Below are 20,475 nucleotides of genomic sequence, written 5' to 3'. Positions count from 1 at the left end.
CGGTTACTCCTTACGCCTTTTCAACCTGAACGAGGTTCGTATGTGACGGGTTCCCCTTCGCCAGCGGAGAAGGACGTTGGGTCGTCAGTACGTTAATACATCCGCCCTGATCCACGCGTTTTGCATCCGGGTCATACCATGCGCCTTCTCCCAGGGCGACCACGCCCGGCATCATGCGCGGCGTCACTTTAGCCTCGATATGTACTTCGCCGCGATCGTTGAAGATGCGGACTTTGTCGCCATTGTTGATACCGCGTTTCTGCGCATCCATTGGGTTAATCCACATTTCCTGGCGACAGGCGGCTTTCAGTACGTCTACGTTGCCATAAGTGGAATGCACACGCGCTTTATAGTGGAAACCCGTCAACTGCAGCGGGAATTTATCCGTTAGCGGATCGTTATAGTTTTCAAAACCTGGCGTGTAGATCGGTAATGGATCGATCACGTCGCCTTCCGGCAGCTCCCAGGTAGCGGCGATATCCGCCAACGCCTGTGAATAGATTTCAATCTTGCCCGATGGCGTTGTAAGTGGATTCGCTTGCGGATCTTCGCGGAAGTCTTTATAGGCGACATGGTGGCCTTCGGGGTCACGCTGTTTGAAGATGCCTTGCTTACGGAACTCCTCAAAGGTGGGCAGATTCGGAATGGATTTACGCGACTGTTCGTACAGATGACGCATCCACTCTTCTTGCGTCCGTCCTTCGGTAAACTGTTGTTCCACGCCAAGACGTTTCGCCAGTTCGCTGGTCATCTCATAAATCGTCTTACACTCGAAGCGCGGTTTAATCGCCTGGTCAGTGAAGATAACGTAAGACATGTTCCCGCAGGAGGCATCCAGCGCAAAGTCCATCTGCTCAGAAGCAGTGCAATCAGGCAACAGAATATCGGCGTATTTTGCCGACGAAGTCATATGACAGTCGATAACGACGATCATTTCGCATTTCTTGTCATCCTGCAGGATTTCGTGGGTGCGATTAATCTCAGAGTGCTGGTTAATCAAACAGTTGCCAGCATAGTTCCAGATCATTTTGATCGGCACGTCCAGCTTATCTTTCCCCCGCACGCCATCACGCAACGCCGTCATTTCCGGGCCGCGTTCAATGGCATCGGTCCACATAAACATGGAGATGCTGGTTTCAACCGGATTTTCCAACGTGGGCATACGTTCAAATGGCAGGGCATACGACCCTTCGCGCGCGCCGCTGTTACCGCCGTTAATCCCAACATTACCCGTCAGGATCGCCAGCATCGAGATGGCGCGCGTGGCGATTTCTCCATTAGCATGACGTTGTGGCCCCCACCCCTGGCAAATATAGGCGGGTTTAGCGCTGCCGATTTCTCGCGCCAGCTTAATAATGCGATCCGCCGGGATACCGGTAATTTGCGCCGCCCACTCCGGCGTCTTCGCAATACCGTCTTTACCCTGGCCCAGAATATAGGCTTTGTAGTGACCGTTTTTCGGCGCGCTGGCAGGCAAGGTTTTTTCGTCATAACCGACGCAATATTTATCCAGGAACGGCTGATCGACCATGTTCTCGGTGATTAAGACATATGCCAGACCATTGACCAGCGCCGCATCGGTACCTGGACGAATCGGAATCCACTCATCTTCGCGACCGGCGCCAGTGTCGGTGTAACGAGGATCGATAATGATCATCCGCGCGTTTGATTTCTGCCGCGCCTGTTCAAGATAATAGGTTACACCGCCCCCGCTCATGCGGGTTTCGCCAGGGTTATTACCAAACAACACCACCAGCTTACTGTTTTCAATGTCGGATGGACTATTGCCATCCGCCCAGCCGCCATAGGTGTAGTTCAGACCCGCTGCGATTTGCGCGGAAGAGTAATCACCGTAGTGGTTAAGATAACCGCCGCAGCAGTTCATCAGACGGGCGACCAGCGTTTTTCCCGGCGGCCATGAACGTGTCAAAGTGCCGCCCAGCGTACCCGTGCCATAGTTCAGATAAATGGACTCGTTGCCATACTCTTTGATAAGACGCTGCATATTGGTAGCAATGATATCGTAGGCTTCATCCCAGCTAATACGCTCAAATTTACCTTCGCCGCGCGCGCCGACGCGCTTCATCGGATACTTGAGCCGATCCGGGTTATAGACGCGACGACGCATAGAACGACCGCGCAGGCAGGCGCGAACCTGATGCAAGCCATCGTAATCATCGTTTCCGGTATTATCCGTTTCTACATATTTGATTTCGCCATCCACAACATGCATACGTAGCGGACAACGGCTGCCACAGTTTACCGTACAGGCGCTCCAGACGACTTTCTCGCCGGTTTTCGCCGGGCTTATTGCCTCTGCGGCGTTAGCGATGCGGGTAAATGGCAGGGTAAATGCGCTACTGGCCATCGCCAGGCCGCCTATCGCGGTGGTTTTGACTAAACCACGACGGCTCACCTCGGCTGCCAGCACGGCATCAGGGATCTTAGTTTTCATAAGGGCTCACTCTGCTGCTCACAATAAAAAAACAATAAAACGATGTATAGAATTTTATATAGCGACAACATCGCTATAAAGTCTGATATATATCGAAAAAGTAGAAAAATAGTGTTAAAAACTGACCTTCATTCGAAATCAGTATTACCCCTAATAGGGTAGGGATTATTGTCCGGTATCAAACTGGCATAAAAAAAGCGCCCGAAGGCGCTTTTTAGAAGAGGAGAAAGCGAGGATTAGCCGATATATTCCAGTCCGTTCATGTACGGACGTAATACTTCCGGCACTTCAATGCGGCCATCAGCCTGCTGATAGTTTTCCATCACGGCCACCAGGGTACGACCTACCGCCAGACCAGAACCATTCAGGGTATGGACCAGACGGGTCTTTTTGTCGGACTTGCTGCGACAGCGTGCCTGCATACGACGCGCCTGGAAGTCCCAGACGTTAGAGCAGGAAGAGATCTCGCGGTAGGTATTCTGCGCCGGAACCCAGACTTCGAGGTCATAAGTTTTGCAGGCGCCGAAGCCCATATCGCCAGTGCACAGAATGATTTTACGGTACGGCAGTCCCAGTAGCTGGAGCACTTTTTCCGCGTGGCCGGTCATCTCTTCCAACGCAGCCATAGAATCTTCCGGGCGAACGATCTGCACCATTTCCACTTTGTCAAACTGATGCATACGAATCAGGCCACGGGTATCACGACCATAAGAACCTGCTTCAGAACGGAAACAAGGCGTATGCGCCGTCATTTTAATCGGCAGCTGATCTTCGTCGATGATTTCATCGCGTACCAGATTGGTCAGCGGAACCTCCGCCGTCGGGATCAAAGCATAGTTGCTGCTGTCTGCTTCTTCTTCCAGCGGACGGGTATGGAACAAGTCGCCTGCGAATTTCGGCAGTTGACCGGTGCCATACAGCGTGTCGTGGTTAACCAGATACGGCACGTAGTTTTCGCTATAGCCGTGCTGTTCCGTATGCAGATCCAACATGAACTGCGACAATGCGCGATGCATACGCGCAATCTGTCCTTTCATCACCACAAAACGGGAGCCGGTCAGCTTAACCGCGGCGGCAAAGTCGAGGCCGGAGTGCATTTCCCCTAAGGTGACGTGATCGCGGATTTCAAAATCAAACTCACGCGGGGTACCCCAGCGGCTGACTTCAACGTTGTCGTTTTCATCTTTACCTACCGGCACTTCATCCGCAGGCAGGTTTGGGATGGTCAGCGCGATATCGCGGATCTCCGCCAGCAAGGTATCCAGCTCGGCTTTCGCCGCATCCAGCTCTTCGCCCAGTTTATTCACTTCCAGGCGTAAAGGCTCGATATCTTCCCCGCGCGCTTTCGCCTGGCCGATGGATTTCGATCGAGAATTACGCTCCGCCTGCAGGTTTTCCGTGTTGACCTGCAAAACTTTACGACGCTCTTCAAGAGCGCGCAGCTTATCTACATCCAGCTTAAAGCCCCGGCGTGCCAGTTTTTCAGCGACTGCGTCTGGCTCATTACGCAGCAGATTGGGATCGAGCATGCTTATCCTGTGCTTATCGAATAATAAAAGGAAACGCGATCAATTGATGATCGCCTCTGATTGTATTGATGAACGTAAACCGCGTTTACGTAATAGCGACGTTTTCGCCTTACCAGACCGACGACAGCAACAACGCATCCATTGCGCTATACCCGCGGACCTCATAAGCAACGTGCTATCAGGCATAACGAGGTTCATCATCAACGCCATGATACCTGGAGCATCATATTTAGAGATAACCTTACCGCAACGTTTACACTAGCGGTAGCGTTTTGTGGGGCTATTTTGATCCTGTTCAGCCAGCCAGGCGAGCTTTTCGCCAATCTTGCCTTCCAGACCACGATTTGTCGGATGATAATAGCGCGTTTGCGCGATTTCCGGCGGGAAGTACACTTCACCCGCAGCATAGGCATTGGGCTCATCGTGGGCATAGCGGTACTCCTGGCCATAGCCCATCTCTTTCATCAGTTTGGTTGGCGCATTACGCAGATGGACAGGAACGTCATAATCAGGACGTTCGCGCGCGTCGGCCAGCGCAGCCTTAAAGGCGGTATAGACGGCGTTGCTCTTCGGCGCGCAGGCGAGATAAACGATAGCCTGCGCGATTGCCCTTTCGCCTTCAGCCGGACCGACGCGGGTGAAACAATCCCACGCGGCAATGGCGACCTGCATCGCGCGCGGATCGGCATTACCCACATCTTCCGAGGCAATCGCCAGGCAGCGACGCGCCACGTACAGCGGATCGCCTCCCGCGGTAATGATACGGGCATACCAATAGAGGGCGGCATCCGGCGCGCTGCCGCGCACTGATTTATGTAAGGCGGAAATAAGATCGTAGAAGCGATCGCCTTTGTTATCAAAACGCGCGCTGCGCTCGCCGGCGATCTCGGTCAACAAGGCGGGCAATAAAACGCGTTTGCCGCTGTCATCCGCCTCCGCCATATCGGCCATCATTTCCAGCGTATTTAAGGCGCGCCGCGCGTCGCCATTGACCAGCTCAGCAATCGCTCGCCGTGTCTCATCCGGTAACACGATATCCTGATCGCCGTAACCACGCGTTTTGTCCTGCATCGCCTGGTCCAGTACTTGCTCAATATCGTCAGTGGTCAACGATTTCAGCAGATAGACCCGCGCTCGCGACAATAGCGCCGAGTTCAGCTCAAAAGAGGGATTTTCCGTGGTCGCGCCGATAAAGGTGATAGTGCCATCTTCGATATGCGGTAAAAAGGCGTCCTGCTGGCTTTTGTTAAAGCGATGCACTTCATCGACAAACAGGATGGTACGGCGTCCGGCATTACGATTCTGGCGGGCGCGCTCGATAGCTTCGCGAATCTCTTTTACCCCAGAAGTGACGGCGGAAATACGCTCGACATCGGCGCTGGCGTAGCGGGCGATCACTTCAGCGAGCGTGGTTTTCCCCGTCCCTGGCGGCCCCCATAAAATCATGGAGTGCAGATGCCCGGCCTCAATAGCGCGAGGCAACGGTTTACCTGCGGCCAGCAAATGCTGCTGGCCGATATACTGCGCTAAATTTTCCGGCCGCATTCGCGCGGCCAGCGGTTGAAACGTATTATCAGAAAAATCGAGCGACAGATTGCTCACTCATCGCCTCTACTTACGTTGGTCGTCTATCGTTACCCCTTGCGGCGGAGTAAACGTAAATTTTGACGGATCAACAGCGCCGTTTTGCTGGGATTTTAGCTGATAGGCGCTACGCTGATCGTCTTGTTCTACGGCGCTAAACTGGTGGATAGTCCCGTCGCGCCCCACATTGATGGTGAACTGTTTCAGATTGCCGTTGCTGGCTTTCGGCGTCAGCACAAAATTATCGCCATCCTGCTTAATATTATACTGCTGCCAGTCGCTGGCCTGGTTGCGGGCAATCAGCATAAACGGTGTATTTCCGGTGGCATCTTTCAACCACGTGGCGGTAGCCTGTTCTACAAACGGGTTATAGAACCATAACGTTTTGCCGTCAGAAACCAGAATACTCTCGTCAGGTTGCGTCATATGCCAGTTGAATAGATTTGGCCGCTTAACCCATAAATCACCCTGTCCCTCCTGCACCGCGGCACCGCTGCCATCGGTGACTTTTTGAGTAAAGGTGGCATGAAAGCTGCTCACTTTATCCAGACGGCTTTTCAGAGAGCTGGCGGCGTCAGCCCATACGCTGCTGGCTACAACGCTTGAAAGTAATGCACAGGCGATTGCCATTTTTTTCATCATTATTCCTCAGGTTTCGACACTCCCGACCAGGAGCTCCTTTTGCTTTCTATTCCAGGCCAAAAATCAGCATGAGGAAAGAAGAAAATACTGAATTTTGTTGCCGGATGGCAGCCTGCACAGCGCCATCCGGCTTACAGGTTTACTCAAAAGGCGGCGGAGCCAGCACTTCACGATTACCGTTATGCCCCTGAGCGCTGACAATACCCTGCGCTTCCATCTGTTCGATAATACGCGCCGCACGGTTATAGCCGATGCGGAACTGACGCTGAACGCCGGAAATGGACGCTTTACGCTTCTGGGTGACGAAATTAACGGCCTGATCGAATAGCGCATCTAATTCTTCGCCGCCGTCAAAACCGCCACCGCCACCTTCGCTTTCGCTGTCGGAGGTAATGCCATCCACATATTGCGGACGACCGCGCGCTTTCCAGTCCTGCACCACCGCATGGACTTCCTGGTCACGCACAAACGCCCCATGGACACGTACCGGCATGGTGGAGTTTGGTCCGGAATAGAGCATGTCCCCCATTCCCAATAGCGACTCAGCGCCACCCTGATCAAGAATGGTGCGGGAGTCGATCTTGCTGGATACGGTAAAAGCGATACGGGTTGGAATGTTGGCTTTAATTAAACCAGTAATCACATCGACCGACGGACGCTGCGTCGCCAGTACCAGGTGAATCCCCGCGGCGCGCGCTTTCTGCGCCAGACGCGCGATCAGCTCTTCAACTTTTTTACCGACGGTCATCATCAGGTCGGCAAATTCATCAACCAGTACCACGATATACGGGAGTTTTTCCAGAACCGGATGCTGAACATCCATACTGTCGCCCGGCTTCCAGTACGGGTCCGGAATCGGGCGTCCCATGCGGGCCGCTTCGGCGATTTTCTCGTTATACCCAGCCAGATTACGCACGCCGAGCGCGGACATCAGCTTATAGCGACGCTCCATCTCATTGACGCTCCAGCGTAACGCGTTAGCCGCGTCTTTCATGTCGGTAACAACTTCCGTCAGCAGATGCGGTATACCTTCATAGACCGAGAGTTCTAACATTTTCGGGTCGATCATGATAAAGCGAACGTCTTCCGGCTGCGCTTTATACAGCATACTGAGGATCATGGCGTTAACCCCGACCGACTTACCGGAACCGGTCGTACCGGCCACCAGCAGGTGAGGCATTTTCGCCAGATCCGCCACTACCGGATCGCCCGCGATATCCTTACCTAACACCACGGTAAGCGGCGACGGATTCTCGCGGAATTTGGCGTTATCCAACACTTCGCGCAGATAAACGGTTTGCCGTTTCTTGTTCGGCAATTCCAACCCTACGTAAGGTTTGCCTGGAATGACTTCCACAACACGTACGGCTACCGTTGACAAGGAGCGCGCCAGATCCCGGGAAAGGTTGGAGATACGCGCCGCTTTAACGCCCGGGGCCAGATTCAGTTCAAAGCGAGTAATGACCGGGCCTGGCGAATAGTTCACCACATCAGCTTTAATGCGGAAATCCGCCAGACGCGCTTCAACCAGACGCGCCATTTGTTCCAGCGCAAAGGTATCTACCGGTTCAACTTCGCTCGGCGGCGGCGTCAGAAGATCTAACGAAGGCAGCGGCGTCGTCGGACGCTGTAATGGACGACTGTCGCCGTTACGCATCAACAGCGGGTGGATCAGGCTGTCTTGCGGCGCTGTCGGCTGTTGCGGCTGCTGATACTGCGGTTGCGGCGCTACCGGCTGTTGCGGCTGCTGATACTGCGGCTGCGGCGCTACCGGCTGTTGCGGCTGCTGATACTGCGGCTGCGGTGCTACCGGCTGCTGCGGCTGCTGATACTGCGGCTGCGGTGCTACCGGCTGCTGCGACTGCTGGTACTGTGGCTGAGGCTGAGGCTGCGGCGCTACCGGTTGCTGAACAGGCGTTGACTCGGGCATGACACCCGGCGTGAACAGCGGTTCGTGCGGACCTTCATCAACCAATACTTTCATTGGCGAGAAATCCAGATCGTCCAGTGAGAACGGCTGCGCGCCAGCGGGTTGCTCGCCGGAATAGCGCTGCTGTTGCGAAGCGGCAAACTGGCGGGCTAATTCAGCTTCCGCAGCGGTATCGTCATCTTCTGCCTGTTGAGTATCATGCTGATACGTCTCACCATAACGATGCTGCTGCGACTGCGCAAACTGACGGGCTAACTCGTCCTGATGCATTGCATCTATTTCTTCATCTGTTAGCTGCGCGCCCGTCTCGTACTGATTGCGCTCCGCCTCGCGGGCTTTTTCTTCTGCAATCCTCTGTGACGGCAGCTTAATACCGTACGATGCCAGTTCCCGTCGGGTCGGCACGCGAACGCGGTTCGGACGCGGCAGTTGCGGACCAATCCCCTCTTTCACCTGCGGACGCGGCACGCCGCCGGTAGCCAGACTAAATGCAGGCGCAGCGGCCGCGGCGCCAGCTGCCAGGGCGCCACTCTTAATACCTGCGTCAAGCGACGCGGCGGCGGCTACCGCTTCCACTGGCGGTATGGATGGCGTGACAGATACCGTAGGTTTAACCGGCACGCTCTCTTTTACCGGCTCCGGAATCGGTTGATACCATGCCGCCAGTTGTTCGCGCTCACGGGCGCGTTTCTCTTCCACCTCTTCAAAATAGTAAAGCGGAGGACGGGCGGGTCTGGTCTCTTCTGTGTCAGGTTCAGGCTCGGTGGCAACCGGCTGTTCGATAACCGGCGGCGGCATGTGGGAAGGTTCAGCCGCTATCGGCTCCGGCTGATAAACCGGCGTCGGCTGATGGGTCGGCTCCGGCTGCCAGTGTTGTTCGGCATCCGGCGCCTGCCATTGTGGCTGTGTTTCCTGCGGCGCAAGAGAGTCATATTCTGCTGCGGTCGCTGGCGTCGCGGCGTATTGCGGCGCGGAAGCGACAGGCACAGGTTGCTGCCACGGCGCACTTTGCGCCTCCTGCGGTTGAGCATATTGCGGATGCGGCTGATACCCCTCCGGCGCAGGCGCGATAACCGGTTCGCCGGTTTGCGGCCCCGGTACGGGCTGCCACTCCACGGTCGGTTGCGCGACAACCGGCTCAGCCCCCGGCATGGGCGGCGTTTGCATTATGGGATCGGCGGACGCTGCCCACGTCTGGGTGACGGCAGTTGCAGCCGCAGCGGCGGCGACCGGTTCAGTGACAGAATGGCCGTTTAACAGCGGATCATATTCATCATATTCCGGCTGCGTCGCACGGTTGCCCGAAAACAGAACGTCGTCGGGATCGGCAGCGACGCCGCGCGCGCTATACTGAATGTCCTCGTCATCATCCATCCGTTTGCCGGAAAAGAGCGCGGCATCGGTCTGACGGCCCCGTGGATTGCTGAATTTTTCAGCCAGTCGCTTACGACGCGCCAACGCGCCGCGCAAAATACGCGCCCGGCGAGATTCACGCTGCACGCCGTCGGTTTCTTCATCGTATTCGTCATCATACTCTTCGTCGTCAACCCACGTATCATCACGCCGGGTACGGTTGCTGGCGAAGGTCAGTATATTAAGCAGCCAGCCGCCTAATTTTTCGGCGATACTGACCCAGGACCAGCCGGTAAAGAGCGTCAGCCCGGCAGCCCAAATACAGAGAAGCATTATCGTTCCGCCGCTACTATGCAACAACGGCTGCAGCGTGGTGCTTAACAGGCTGCCAATTACGCCGCCGGAGGCGAAATACCAAATATCGTCGGCATTAATGGCCGCCAGACCGCAGGAAGTGAGAATCAGCGCCAGCACGCCAATAAGGCGTAGCGACACAGCAAAATAGTCGATGTAATCATCCGTAGACTGATGACGCCACGCAAACCAACACCCGCCGACAATAATGACAGGGATAGTGTAGGCCATTACGCCAAAAATAAAGAACAGTGTATCGGCCAGCCACGCGCCCGGCGCGCCGCCTAAATTATGGATGGGTTCATGCCAGGCGGTTTGCGACCAACTGGGGTCCGAAGGGTTAAAGCTCAACAAGGCCGCCATCAACCAGACGGCAAAAAGGGCAATAAGTATCAACAACGCTTCCAGAAGTCGGCGCCCGCTGCTTAACTTCGTCAATGTGACGTCTTTGTCTTCAGTATATTCCTGGCTCAAAAAAGGCTCTCCAGGTTCCAGGCTTTTCCCGCCCGATGCTAAAACGGACAACAGCACCGGGTTGCCCCGGCACTGTTGCTGTATGGATTAACAGGAGTGTAATCAAACTACGGCGATTTTGCACCTGTTCCGTGTTAGCGTGTCTTAATAACCAGACGATTACTCTGTTTTACCTCTTCCATCACTACGTAAGTTCGGGTGTCGTTCACACCTGGCAAGCGCAGCAACGTCTCTCCCAATAGTTTTCGATACGCTGACATATCCGGTACACGGGTTTTCAACAGGTAGTCGAAATCGCCGGAAACCAAATGACACTCCTGAATCTCTTCAAGCTTTTGCACGGCGGCATTAAACTGTTCAAACACATCCGGCGCGCCGCGATTTAAGGTAATCTCAACGAATACCAGAAGTGACGCATCCAGATAATGCGGGTTCAACAGCGCCGTATAGCCCTGGATAAACCCCTGTCGCTCCAGCCGACGCACACGCTCAAGGCAAGGTGTCGGCGAAAGTCCTACTCGTTTAGAAAGCTCGACGTTGGAAATACGCCCATCCTTTTGCAGTTCATTAAGAATGTTACGATCGATACGGTCGAGATCTTTGCCAGGGCGCTTCTTGCTATCTACCATTATTATTGTCTCTCTGTATTCCTTCCCTACTCCTGCCTGACTCTACTCACATCACTGTTCAGAGTCGCTGCCCATCACAATAGACCGAAACCCAGAGGGATTAACGGCGCGCAATGCCTGGTCTATGGTGAGAAGACCGTTGCCTCGCGGCAGCTATCGACATCACGAATGGCGTCTGTCCACGCCATGCGTAGATTTCACTAGCCCGGTAAACATGGTATTTACATGCATGATTATGCAGCACATACATAACACAGTTTTTTCTTCCTCGAATGTTTTCGCAAAACAGCAGGTGATTGTCAAAGCAAAACATCGATTTTTAGTACAACATGCCAGTTATTCATTAGAGAGGGCGGTAAACTGTCATTTCGTCACCTTATAAGTTACCGATTTTAATTAAAGTTTGTGATGATAACGTCGCTGTCGCAGTCGTTCATCGGTTCATGCTATTACACATATTGTTAACAAAATCGTTATGCTCTTTTTTTACGTCTGTAAATTCCCTACAATTCTGCTCATTGTCTGCCAACAACTATGGGGATCTCATGGGCACGACCAAACACAGTAAGCTGCTTATTCTGGGCTCAGGACCGGCGGGATATACTGCGGCGGTGTATGCCGCACGCGCAAATTTACAGCCGGTACTTATTACCGGTATGGAAAAAGGCGGTCAACTGACTACCACGACGGAAGTGGAAAACTGGCCCGGCGATCCAAACGATTTGACCGGCCCGCTGCTAATGGAACGCATGCATGAACATGCGGCAAAATTTGAAACCGAGATAATCTTTGATCACATCAACAAAGTGGATCTGCAAAATCGTCCGTTCCGTCTGACAGGTGACAGCGCAGAGTACACTTGTGATGCGTTGATCATTGCGACCGGCGCTTCCGCGCGCTATCTGGGGCTGCCATCGGAAGAAGCCTTTAAAGGGCGCGGCGTTTCCGCCTGCGCAACCTGCGACGGTTTCTTCTACCGCAATCAGAAAGTGGCGGTGATCGGCGGCGGCAACACCGCGGTTGAAGAAGCGCTTTATCTGTCCAACATCGCTTCGGAAGTGCACCTTATCCATCGCCGTGACGGTTTCCGCGCTGAAAAAATCCTCATTAAGCGCCTGATGGATAAAGTTGAAAATGGCAATATCATTCTGCACACCAACCGGACGCTGGAAGAAGTGACCGGCGATCAGATGGGCGTTACCGGTCTGCGTCTTCGCGACACGCAGCAGAGCGATAATATCGAGACGCTGGATATCGCCGGACTTTTCGTAGCCATCGGTCATAGCCCAAACACGGCGCTCTTCGAAGGCCAGCTTGAGCTGGAAAATGGTTATATCAAAGTTCAGTCCGGCACCCATGGCAACGCCACACAAACCAGCATCCCTGGCGTATTCGCGGCGGGTGACGTCATGGATCATATTTACCGTCAGGCGATCACCTCTGCAGGTACGGGCTGTATGGCGGCGCTGGATGCTGAACGCTATCTCGATGGTCTGGCCGACGCGAGCAAATAGTTTTTACAAATCAGTAACAAAAGTAAAAAAGGCGACTATAAGTCGCCTTTATTTTTGCGTCGTTGTAACATTGCCCCTGCCTGAAATTCTAATAACTCACCTGCTAAGCGTGCAATGAATAAAACCCGTCAAAAAGAGCTGACCCGCTGGTTAAAACAGCAAAGCGTAATCTCCCAACGGTGGTTGAATATTTCCCGCCTGTTGGGATTCATGAGTGGCGTATTAATTGTCGCTCAGGCCTGGATCATGGCGCGTATCCTGCAACATATGATCATGGAGAACATTCCACGGGAAGCGCTGTTGCTCCCTTTTATCCTGCTGATACTGGTCTTTGTCCTCCGCGCCTGGGTGGTGTGGTTGCGCGAGCGCGTCGGTTTTCATGCCGGACAGCATATTCGCTTTGAGATCCGCCGTCAGGTGTTGGATCGTCTGCAGCAAGCCGGCCCAGCCTGGATTCAGGGCAAGCCCGCCGGTAGCTGGGCGACGCTGGTGTTGGAGCAGATTGACGATATGCATGACTATTATGCGCGCTATCTGCCGCAAATGGCGCTTGCCGTTTGCGTACCGCTCTTAATCGTGGCGGCGATTTTCCCGTCAAATTGGGCGGCGGCGCTGATTCTGCTGGGCACTGCCCCGCTCATTCCCCTATTTATGGCGATGGTGGGAATGGGCGCGGCTGACGCCAACCGCCGCAATTTCCTGGCGCTTGCCCGGCTAAGCGGCCATTTTCTTGACCGTCTGCGCGGGATGGAAACGCTGCGAATTTTCGGTCGTGGAGAAGCGGAAACCGAGAACATTCGCGCAGCATCGCAGGATTTTCGTCAGCGCACGATGGAAGTTCTGCGCCTCGCCTTTTTATCTTCCGGCGTGCTGGAGTTTTTCACCTCGCTTTCTATTGCGCTGGTCGCCGTTTATTTTGGCTTCTCTTACCTGGGCGAGCTGAACTTTGGTCATTACGGTACCGGTGTGACGCTCGCCGCCGGGTTCCTCGCCTTGATCCTCGCGCCGGAGTTTTTCCAGCCATTACGCGACCTCGGCACGTTTTATCATGCTAAGGCGCAGGCGATTGGCGCGGCGGACAGTCTGAAGACGTTTCTGGAAACGCCCCTCGCCCACCCGGCGCGCGGCGAAGTTGAGCTGGCGGAAAACGAGCCTGTAACCATTGACGCAGTCAATCTTATTATCACCTCGCCAGAAGGCAAAACGCTTGCCGGGCCGCTGAATTTCTCATTAGCGGCAGGAGAACGCGCCGTCCTGGTAGGACGCAGCGGTTCCGGTAAAAGCACTCTGTTGAATGTATTATCCGGTTTTCTCTCCTATCAGGGATCTTTGCGTATTAACGGTGTCGAGCTTCGCGATCTCTCGCCGGAATCCTGGCGCCAGCATCTCTCCTGGGTTGGGCAAAACCCGCAATTACCTGCGGCGACGCTACGCGAAAATGTATTACTGGCGCGCCCGGACGCCAGCGAGCAGGAACTTTATGCCGCGCTTGACGCCGCATGGGTAAGCGAGTTTTTACCGCTGCTGCCGCAGGGAGTAGACACCCCGCTCGGCAATCATGCCAGCAGACTTTCCGTCGGCCAGGCACAGCGCGTAGCGGTCGCCCGTGCGCTACTTAATCCCTGTCAACTGCTACTGCTGGATGAACCGGCGGCAAGCCTGGACGCTCACAGCGAGCAACGCGTCATGCAGGCGTTAAAAGCGGCGTCAAAACGCCAGACCACGTTAATGGTGACGCATCAGTTGGAAGATCTCGCCGACTGGGACGCTATCTGGGTTATGCAAGATGGCGCGATTGTCGAACAAGGCAGTTATGCCGAACTCAGCGCCGCCAACGGCGCTTTTGCGACGTTATTGGCTCATCGTCAGGAGGATATTTAAATGCGCGCGCTACTCCCTTATCTGACGCTTTATAAACGCCATAAATGGATGCTAACGCTGGGAATTGCGCTGGCAATCCTGACCCTGCTTGCCAGTATCGGGCTGCTGACGCTTTCCGGCTGGTTCCTGTCCGCGTCCGCTATCGCAGGCTTCGCGGGAATTTACAGTTTTAACTATATGCTCCCGGCAGCCGGCGTGCGCGGCGCGGCCATTACCCGTACCGCTGGTCGTTATTTTGAACGTCTGGTAAGTCATGACGCCACGTTCCGCGTGCTGCAACATCTGCGTATTTATACCTTTAGCAAACTTTTACCGCTCTCCCCCGCGGGTCTGGCGCGATATCAGCAAGGTGAACTGCTGAACCGCATCGTTGCCGACGTTGACACGCTGGATCATCTCTATTTGCGCGTCATCTCCCCGCTGGTCGGCGCTTTTGTAGTGATTATGATTGTCACCCTGGGGCTTAGCGTTCTCGACGTGACGCTGGCGATCACGCTGGGCGGCATTATGCTGTTGACGCTGTTTATTATGCCGCCGGTGTTTTATCGCGCCGGCAAAAATACCGGCCAAAATCTGACGCATCTACGCGGTCAGTATCGCCAACAGCTCACGTCATGGTTACAGGGCCAGGCGGAACTCACCATTTTTGGCGCCAGCAAACGCTATCGGGCGCAAATGGAAGCCACCGAATTACAATGGCATGAGGCCCAACGCCGACAGTCTGAACTGACCGCCTTATCGCAGGCGTTAATGCTGCTGATTGGCGCGCTGGCGGTGATGTTAATGTTGTGGATGGCCTCCGGCGGCGTTGGCGGCAATACGCAGCCCGGCGCGCTCATTGCGCTATTTGTCTTCTGCGCGCTGGCGGCTTTCGAGGCGCTTGCGCCCGTTACCGGCGCATTCCAGCATCTGGGGCAGGTTATCGCCTCTGCGCTTCGTATCACTGAATTAACGGAGCAAAAACCGGAGGTGACCTTTCCGCAGGCAGAAACTCCCGCGCCGGAAAAGGTCACACTCACCCTGCGGGACGTTTCGTTTCGTTATCCCGACCAGCCGATTAATGCGCTCAATGCCCTCTCATTACAGGCTAATCCTGGCGAGCATGTCGCTATTCTGGGGCGTACCGGCTGCGGAAAATCAACGCTGTTGCAGCTACTCACCCGCGCCTGGGACCCGAAACAAGGCGAAATTCTGCTCAACGATCTTCCGCTATCCTCGCTGAGCGAATCCGCCTTACGCCGGACTATCAGCGTGGTGCCGCAGCGTGTCCACCTGTTCAGCGCCACGCTGCGTGATAATTTATTACTGGCGGCGCCCAATGCCAGCGACGAAGCCCTTTCCGACATGCTGCGTCGCGTCGGCCTCGAAAATCTGCTCGAAGATAGTGGGCTTAATAGCTGGCTCGGCGAAGGCGGTCGTCTGCTATCCGGCGGCGAACTTCGTCGCCTGGCCATCGCCCGCGCGCTGTTGCATGATGCTCCGTTAATGCTGTTGGATGAGCCCACTGAGGGGCTGGATGCGACCACCGAGAGCGAAATGCTGGAATTACTTGCCGATGTGATGCGCGAGAAAACCGTCCTGATGGTGACTCACCGTTTGCGCGGCCTGGCCCGTTTTGATCAAATCATCGTAATGGACGACGGGCGCATCATTGAGCGAGGCACTCATGCAGAATTGTTAGCCGGACAAGGGCGCTATTATCAGTTTAAACAACGTCTGTAAGCTATTATTGAACGATCCGACTTGCGTACTGGAGTTTCGCCGTCATGCGTCTGGTTCAGCTTTCCCGACATTCTATCGCCTTCCCTTCGCCGGAAGGCGCTTTACGCGAGCCTAACGGTTTACTGGCGCTGGGCGGCGATCTCAGCCCTGCCCGGTTGTTAATGGCCTACCAGCACGGGATTTTCCCGTGGTTTTCGCCGGGCGACCCGATTCTGTGGTGGTCGCCCGATCCGCGCGCCGTGCTGTGGCCTGAAAAGTTTCACCTCAGTCGCAGCATGAAGCGCTTTCACAACGCATCCCCTTACCGCGTGACGCTCAATTACGCTTTCGATCGGGTCATTGATGGATGCGCCAATCACCGTGACGAAGGCACCTGGATAACGCGTGGTATTGAGGAAGCCTATCGCCGATTACATGAATTGGGCCACGCGCACTCCATTGAAGTGTGGCGCGATCGGGAACTGGTCGGCGGGATGTATGGCGTCTCGCAGGGGGCGCTGTTTTGCGGCGAATCGATGTTTAGCCGCCAGGAGAATGCTTCTAAAACCGCACTGCTGGTTTTTTGCGCTGAATTTATCCGTCACGGCGGTAAACTTATTGATTGTCAGGTACTTAATAGTCATACCGCCTCGCTCGGTGCCATTGAAATTCCACGTCGTGACTACCTCGATCACCTCGCGGTCTTACGCCAACAGCCGCTGGCCTCCCGTTTTTGGGTGCCGCGGACATTATTTTTGCCCCGGAAGTGAATGTTTTCGGCACATTTTTTATTGGGGTGTTATAATTGCTGCCGCAGAATTGGTTTAGCTCATTATCCCGCAGCCCGTTGTCAGGTAACGCCCATCGTTTATTTCACCGTTCCCTTATATGTTGCGCTTATGTCGATACATCAGGCGGTAGTATCAGGGAAAAGGTGTATAACGCGGCGTTGTCGTGTGTCGCGGAATCATGTGCTAAACCTGGTTTGCTGTGTTTTAAACGCACAAATCTTTACTTATCAAAAGAAGTTCGGCATTATCTTGCCGGTTCAAATTATGGTAGTGATACCCCAGAGGATTAGATGGCCAAAGAAGACAATATTGAAATGCAAGGTACCGTTCTCGAAACGTTACCTAATACCATGTTCCGCGTAGAGTTAGAAAACGGTCACGTGGTTACTGCACACATCTCCGGTAAAATGCGTAAGAACTACATCCGCATCCTGACGGGCGACAAAGTGACCGTTGAGCTGACCCCGTACGACCTGAGCAAAGGCCGCATTGTCTTCCGTAGTCGCTAATTGTCTCCTCACGCCCTGAAGGGCGGCTGGATAAAAGGTCGGTTTAACCGGCCTTTTTTGCGTCCATTAAGTCGATGAATGACGAGCAGGTTACTCTTCCACCATCCGCGCATACTCTTCCGTCAAAAAATCGACCAACGCGCGTACGGAAGGTAATAATCCTCGCCGGGATGGGAACACAGCATGAATAACCTCCCGCCGGGGCTCCCACTCTTCCAGCACCGCGACCAGTTCACCGGCGGCCAGTTGTTCTTTCACCATTAAGACAGGTAACTGCACAAGCCCCACGCCCGCCATCGCCGCCTCGCGTAGCGCCAACATGTCGGTGGTAATCATACGCGGGGTAAAATGGACTTCCGCACGTGCGCCCTGCGGGCCATAAAGTTCCCAGCGGTGAATATGCTTGCCGGATGCAAGACTTAGCCCTGGCCAATGGCTCAACTCCGCCGGCGCGGAAGGGATTCCCATCCGTGCGATAAGATCCGGGCTGGCAAACAGGCGATGCCCTCTGTCAGCCAGGACGCGCATCACCAGGTCGCTATCTTCAAACGGGCGCGGCCTGACGCGAATCGCCACATCCACCCCCTCCCCTACGACGTCCACCCGACGATTGGTCGCTTCAAGCTGTAGCGAAACATCAGGATAACGCGCCATAAATTTCGCCAGCATTGGGCCGATGTGTACATGCAGCAGCGTCACCGGGCAGGTCAGCTTCACGATACCGCGAGGCTCTACCTGCAATGCGGCAATGGCATCCTGCGCCGCCTGAGCTTCCACCAGCATCGCTTTACAGTGCTCATAGAATGTTTGCCCCACTTCGGTAACGTTAAACTGCCGGGTAGTTCGCTGAATCAATCGCACGCCCAGCCGTTCCTCCAGTTGCGCAATACGCCGGCTCAGTTTTGATTTTGGTTCATCAAGCGCACGCCCCGCCGCGGCAAACCCACCCTCTTCGACCACATGCACAAACCACGCAAAATCATTGAGATCCGTTTTTATCATTACATTGTCCTATTAATGGAACGGTATGAGCCATTTTAGCCACTACCGAACCTTTTGTCATGAATATAAGCTTATTCACATCAAGACAACGCCACTGAGGAGAACACCATGAAACAGATTACAGGCGTCTATACCGCACCTCGCCCGCACTGGGTTGGCGATGGATTTCCGGTTCGTTCACTCTTTTCTTATCAGTCACATGCGCAGCAGTTGAGTCCCTTCCTGCTGCTGGATTATGCCGGGCCGCACACATTTACGCCGGGTAATGAAAAACGCGGCGTTGGGGAGCATCCACACCGCGGTTTCGAGACCGTGACGATTGTTTATAGTGGCGAAGTCGAGCATCGGGACTCTACCGGTCGCGGCGGCGTTATCGGCCCGGGCGACGTTCAGTGGATGACCGCAGGCGCAGGCATTTTGCATGAAGAGTTCCATTCCGACGCGTTTACCCGTCGGGGCGGCGAACTGGAAATGGTGCAGTTGTGGGTTAACCTTCCAATGAAGGACAAAATGACCACCCCGGGTTATCAAAGCATTACCCACGATGTTATCCCGACCGTTACGTTGCCGGATGACGCCGGAGTCGTGCGGGTCATCGCAGGGCGTTATGAAGAGACAAAAGGCCCGGCGCACACTTTCTCGCCGCTCAATGTCTGGGATATGCGCCTGCAACGCAATCGCCAGCTTACATTGGCACAGCCGGAAGGATGGAGCACCGCGCTGGTGGTACTGAAAGGCAATATCACGGTGAACGGCACGACGCCGGTCAACGAAGCGCAACTGGTGGTGTTGAGCCAGCAAGGGAAAACGCTGCACCTTGAGGCCAGCAGCGACGCCAGCGTATTGCTGTTATCAGGCGAGCCGCTGAATGAACCGATTGTGGGTTACGGCCCATTTGTTATGAACACGAAACAAGAGATCGCAGAAGCAGTCCGCGATTTCAACTCCGGCCGTTTTGGCCAAATCTGAAAACATGAAGGAGAACACGATGTCAAGTCCTGCTAATTTTAATGGTTTGCGCCCGGTAATTGATGTTAACGATTCCGTGATGCTTTTAATCGATCATCAAAGCGGTCTTTTCCAGACCGTAGGCGATATGCCAATGCCGGAATTACGCGCTCGCGCCGCGGCGTTGGCGAAGATGGCGACGTTAGCGAAAATGCCGGTCATTACCACGGCATCCGTACCGCAAGGTCCGAACGGCCCGCTGATCCCGGAGATCCACGCTAATGCGCCACATGCGCAGTACATTGCGCGCAAAGGTGAAATTAACGCCTGGGATAACGAAGATTTCGTTAAGGCGGTAAAAGCGACGGGTCGTAAGACGCTGATCATTGCCGGGACGATTACCAGCGTGTGCATGGCATTCCCGGCCATTAGCGCGGTAGCGGAAGGTTATAAGGTATTTGCCGTGATCGACGCATCCGGTACCTACAGTAAGATGGCGCAGGAGATCACCCTGGCGCGAATCGTACAGGCTGGCGTCGTACCGATGGATACTGCCGCAGTCGCCTCTGAGCTGCAAGGCACCTGGAACCGTGAAGACGCCGCCGCGTGGGCCGACGTTTATACTCAGGTATTCCCGGCCTATCAACTGCTGATCGAAAGCTACAGCAAAGCGCAGGATGTGGTGAAAAACAACGAAATGTTGGATTCACAGCGTTAATTTGCCTCCCCGCGCCAGTTTGGGCGGGGATTATGTCTATTGCATGAGCAAACGACAGTGAATATGTAAATTCTGCTTGACCGTTTTAGCGCAACTCCCTATAGTAGCGCCCCGTTGCCCCCAAGTGGTCAGGCAGCAATACAATATGGTGAGGTGTCCGAGTGGCTGAAGGAGCACGCCTGGAAAGTGTGTATACGGCAACGTATCGGGGGTTCGAATCCCCCCCTCACCGCCATATTTAAGAAAGAGCTCGTACGAAAGTACGGGCTTTTTTTTCACATAAAGCCACCCTACAGGGGGGATGAGAACACCCGACCGGGGTTCGACAACTGGCGCAGCCAGTTGGACAGACCGGGCGCGCAGCGAACGGGCTGCCCGAAGGGCGAGCGCAGCGAGTCAATCCCCCCCTCACCGCCATATTCAAGTTGAGAGCCTGTACAGAAGTACGGGCTTTTTGCTTA

General features: G+C 54.6%; 14 protein-coding genes and 1 tRNA gene. 8 read left to right on the top strand and 7 right to left on the bottom strand.

Going from position 1 to position 20,475, the window contains the following annotated elements; translation table 11 throughout:
- Positions 1 to 10: 10 nt before the first annotated feature.
- The 6 genes from dmsA to lrp form a co-directional block, all read right to left on the bottom strand.
- A complete protein-coding gene (dmsA, locus tag ACLD4F_RS00075; RefSeq protein WP_000850250.1) occupies positions 11 to 2,455 on the bottom strand; it encodes a dimethylsulfoxide reductase subunit A in 2,445 nt (814 codons plus the stop codon).
- Between the two features lie 236 nt (positions 2,456 to 2,691).
- Positions 2,692 to 3,984, bottom strand: a complete 1,293-nt coding sequence (gene serS, locus ACLD4F_RS00070; RefSeq protein ID WP_000886697.1) for a serine--tRNA ligase — start codon at positions 3,982 to 3,984, stop codon at positions 2,692 to 2,694.
- A gap of 258 nt (positions 3,985 to 4,242) precedes the next feature.
- Positions 4,243 to 5,586 (bottom strand): replication-associated recombination protein RarA, encoded by a 1,344-nt coding sequence (rarA, locus tag ACLD4F_RS00065; RefSeq protein ID WP_000067785.1) that lies wholly within the window; start codon positions 5,584 to 5,586, stop codon positions 4,243 to 4,245.
- A gap of 9 nt (positions 5,587 to 5,595) precedes the next feature.
- Positions 5,596 to 6,207 (bottom strand): outer membrane lipoprotein chaperone LolA, encoded by a 612-nt coding sequence (gene lolA / locus ACLD4F_RS00060; protein ID WP_001519746.1) that lies wholly within the window; start codon positions 6,205 to 6,207, stop codon positions 5,596 to 5,598.
- Positions 6,208 to 6,349: 142 nt separating this feature from the next.
- A complete protein-coding gene (gene ftsK, locus ACLD4F_RS00055; protein ID WP_411010623.1) occupies positions 6,350 to 10,321 on the bottom strand; it encodes a DNA translocase FtsK in 3,972 nt (1,323 codons plus the stop codon).
- A gap of 134 nt (positions 10,322 to 10,455) precedes the next feature.
- Complete coding sequence (gene lrp / locus ACLD4F_RS00050) at positions 10,456 to 10,950, bottom strand: leucine-responsive transcriptional regulator Lrp (RefSeq protein WP_000228469.1); 495 nt, start codon at positions 10,948 to 10,950, stop codon at positions 10,456 to 10,458.
- 545 nt (positions 10,951 to 11,495) lie between these two features.
- Here lrp and trxB point away from each other — a divergent pair.
- From trxB to infA, 5 genes are all read left to right on the top strand, one after another.
- Complete coding sequence (trxB, locus tag ACLD4F_RS00045; protein ID WP_000537406.1) at positions 11,496 to 12,464, top strand: thioredoxin-disulfide reductase; 969 nt, start codon at positions 11,496 to 11,498, stop codon at positions 12,462 to 12,464.
- Between the two features lie 114 nt (positions 12,465 to 12,578).
- Positions 12,579 to 14,345 carry a heme ABC transporter permease/ATP-binding protein CydD gene (gene cydD / locus ACLD4F_RS00040; RefSeq protein ID WP_079981868.1) on the top strand — a complete coding sequence of 589 codons (1,767 nt, stop codon included), beginning with the start codon at positions 12,579 to 12,581 and terminating at the stop codon, positions 14,343 to 14,345.
- A complete protein-coding gene (gene cydC, locus ACLD4F_RS00035) occupies positions 14,346 to 16,067 on the top strand; it encodes a heme ABC transporter ATP-binding protein/permease CydC (RefSeq protein WP_076726340.1) in 1,722 nt (573 codons plus the stop codon). It abuts the gene before it with no gap.
- A gap of 44 nt (positions 16,068 to 16,111) precedes the next feature.
- Positions 16,112 to 16,816, top strand: coding sequence for a leucyl/phenylalanyl-tRNA--protein transferase (gene aat / locus ACLD4F_RS00030; RefSeq protein ID WP_058331327.1), 705 nt, complete (start codon positions 16,112 to 16,114; stop codon positions 16,814 to 16,816).
- Positions 16,817 to 17,127: 311 nt separating this feature from the next.
- Entirely contained in the window at positions 17,128 to 17,346 is a 219-nt protein-coding gene (gene infA, locus ACLD4F_RS00025) for a translation initiation factor IF-1 (RefSeq protein ID WP_001040187.1), read from the top strand.
- Positions 17,347 to 17,436: 90 nt separating this feature from the next.
- Here the strand turns inward: infA and ACLD4F_RS00020 are convergent, their stop codons facing one another.
- Positions 17,437 to 18,348, bottom strand: a complete 912-nt coding sequence (locus tag ACLD4F_RS00020) for a LysR family transcriptional regulator (RefSeq protein WP_000597928.1) — start codon at positions 18,346 to 18,348, stop codon at positions 17,437 to 17,439.
- 108 nt (positions 18,349 to 18,456) lie between these two features.
- Here ACLD4F_RS00020 and ACLD4F_RS00015 point away from each other — a divergent pair, with 108 nt between their 5' ends.
- From ACLD4F_RS00015 to ACLD4F_RS00005, 3 genes are all read left to right on the top strand, one after another.
- Positions 18,457 to 19,317: a pirin family protein gene (locus ACLD4F_RS00015; RefSeq protein WP_000809969.1), complete on the top strand. Its 861-nt coding sequence runs from the start codon at positions 18,457 to 18,459 to the stop codon at positions 19,315 to 19,317.
- A gap of 19 nt (positions 19,318 to 19,336) precedes the next feature.
- Positions 19,337 to 20,014, top strand: a complete 678-nt coding sequence (locus ACLD4F_RS00010) for a hydrolase (protein ID WP_000097893.1) — start codon at positions 19,337 to 19,339, stop codon at positions 20,012 to 20,014.
- 147 nt (positions 20,015 to 20,161) lie between these two features.
- Positions 20,162 to 20,249 (top strand) — tRNA-Ser (locus ACLD4F_RS00005).
- The last annotated feature ends 226 nt before the right edge of the window (positions 20,250 to 20,475 follow it).

The organism is Salmonella sp. 741265050_HSA (assembly GCF_046569445.1).
Classification (GTDB): Bacteria; Pseudomonadota; Gammaproteobacteria; order Enterobacterales; family Enterobacteriaceae; genus Salmonella; species Salmonella enterica.
The sequence above is the reverse complement of the archived record's forward strand: the minus strand, read 5'-3'. Positions and strand labels throughout refer to the sequence as shown.

Bases quoted from the DNA above. Each gene is read 5' to 3' on its own strand.
- lrp (WP_000228469.1), bottom strand. From the start codon at position 10,950: ATGGTAGATAGCAAGAAGCGCCCTGGCAAAGATCTCGACCGTATCGAT.
- lolA (WP_001519746.1), bottom strand. From the start codon at position 6,207: ATGAAAAAAATGGCAATCGCCTGTGCATTACTTTCAAGCGTTGTAGCC.
- cydC (WP_076726340.1), top strand. From the start codon at position 14,346: ATGCGCGCGCTACTCCCTTATCTGACGCTTTATAAACGCCATAAATGG.
- cydD (WP_079981868.1), top strand. From the start codon at position 12,579: ATGAATAAAACCCGTCAAAAAGAGCTGACCCGCTGGTTAAAACAGCAA.
- aat (WP_058331327.1), top strand. From the start codon at position 16,112: ATGCGTCTGGTTCAGCTTTCCCGACATTCTATCGCCTTCCCTTCGCCG.
- dmsA (WP_000850250.1), bottom strand. From the start codon at position 2,455: ATGAAAACTAAGATCCCTGATGCCGTGCTGGCAGCCGAGGTGAGCCGT.
- serS (WP_000886697.1), bottom strand. From the start codon at position 3,984: ATGCTCGATCCCAATCTGCTGCGTAATGAGCCAGACGCAGTCGCTGAA.
- infA (WP_001040187.1), top strand. From the start codon at position 17,128: ATGGCCAAAGAAGACAATATTGAAATGCAAGGTACCGTTCTCGAAACG.
- ACLD4F_RS00015 (WP_000809969.1), top strand. From the start codon at position 18,457: ATGAAACAGATTACAGGCGTCTATACCGCACCTCGCCCGCACTGGGTT.
- trxB (WP_000537406.1), top strand. From the start codon at position 11,496: ATGGGCACGACCAAACACAGTAAGCTGCTTATTCTGGGCTCAGGACCG.
- ACLD4F_RS00010 (WP_000097893.1), top strand. From the start codon at position 19,337: ATGTCAAGTCCTGCTAATTTTAATGGTTTGCGCCCGGTAATTGATGTT.
- ACLD4F_RS00020 (WP_000597928.1), bottom strand. From the start codon at position 18,348: ATGATAAAAACGGATCTCAATGATTTTGCGTGGTTTGTGCATGTGGTC.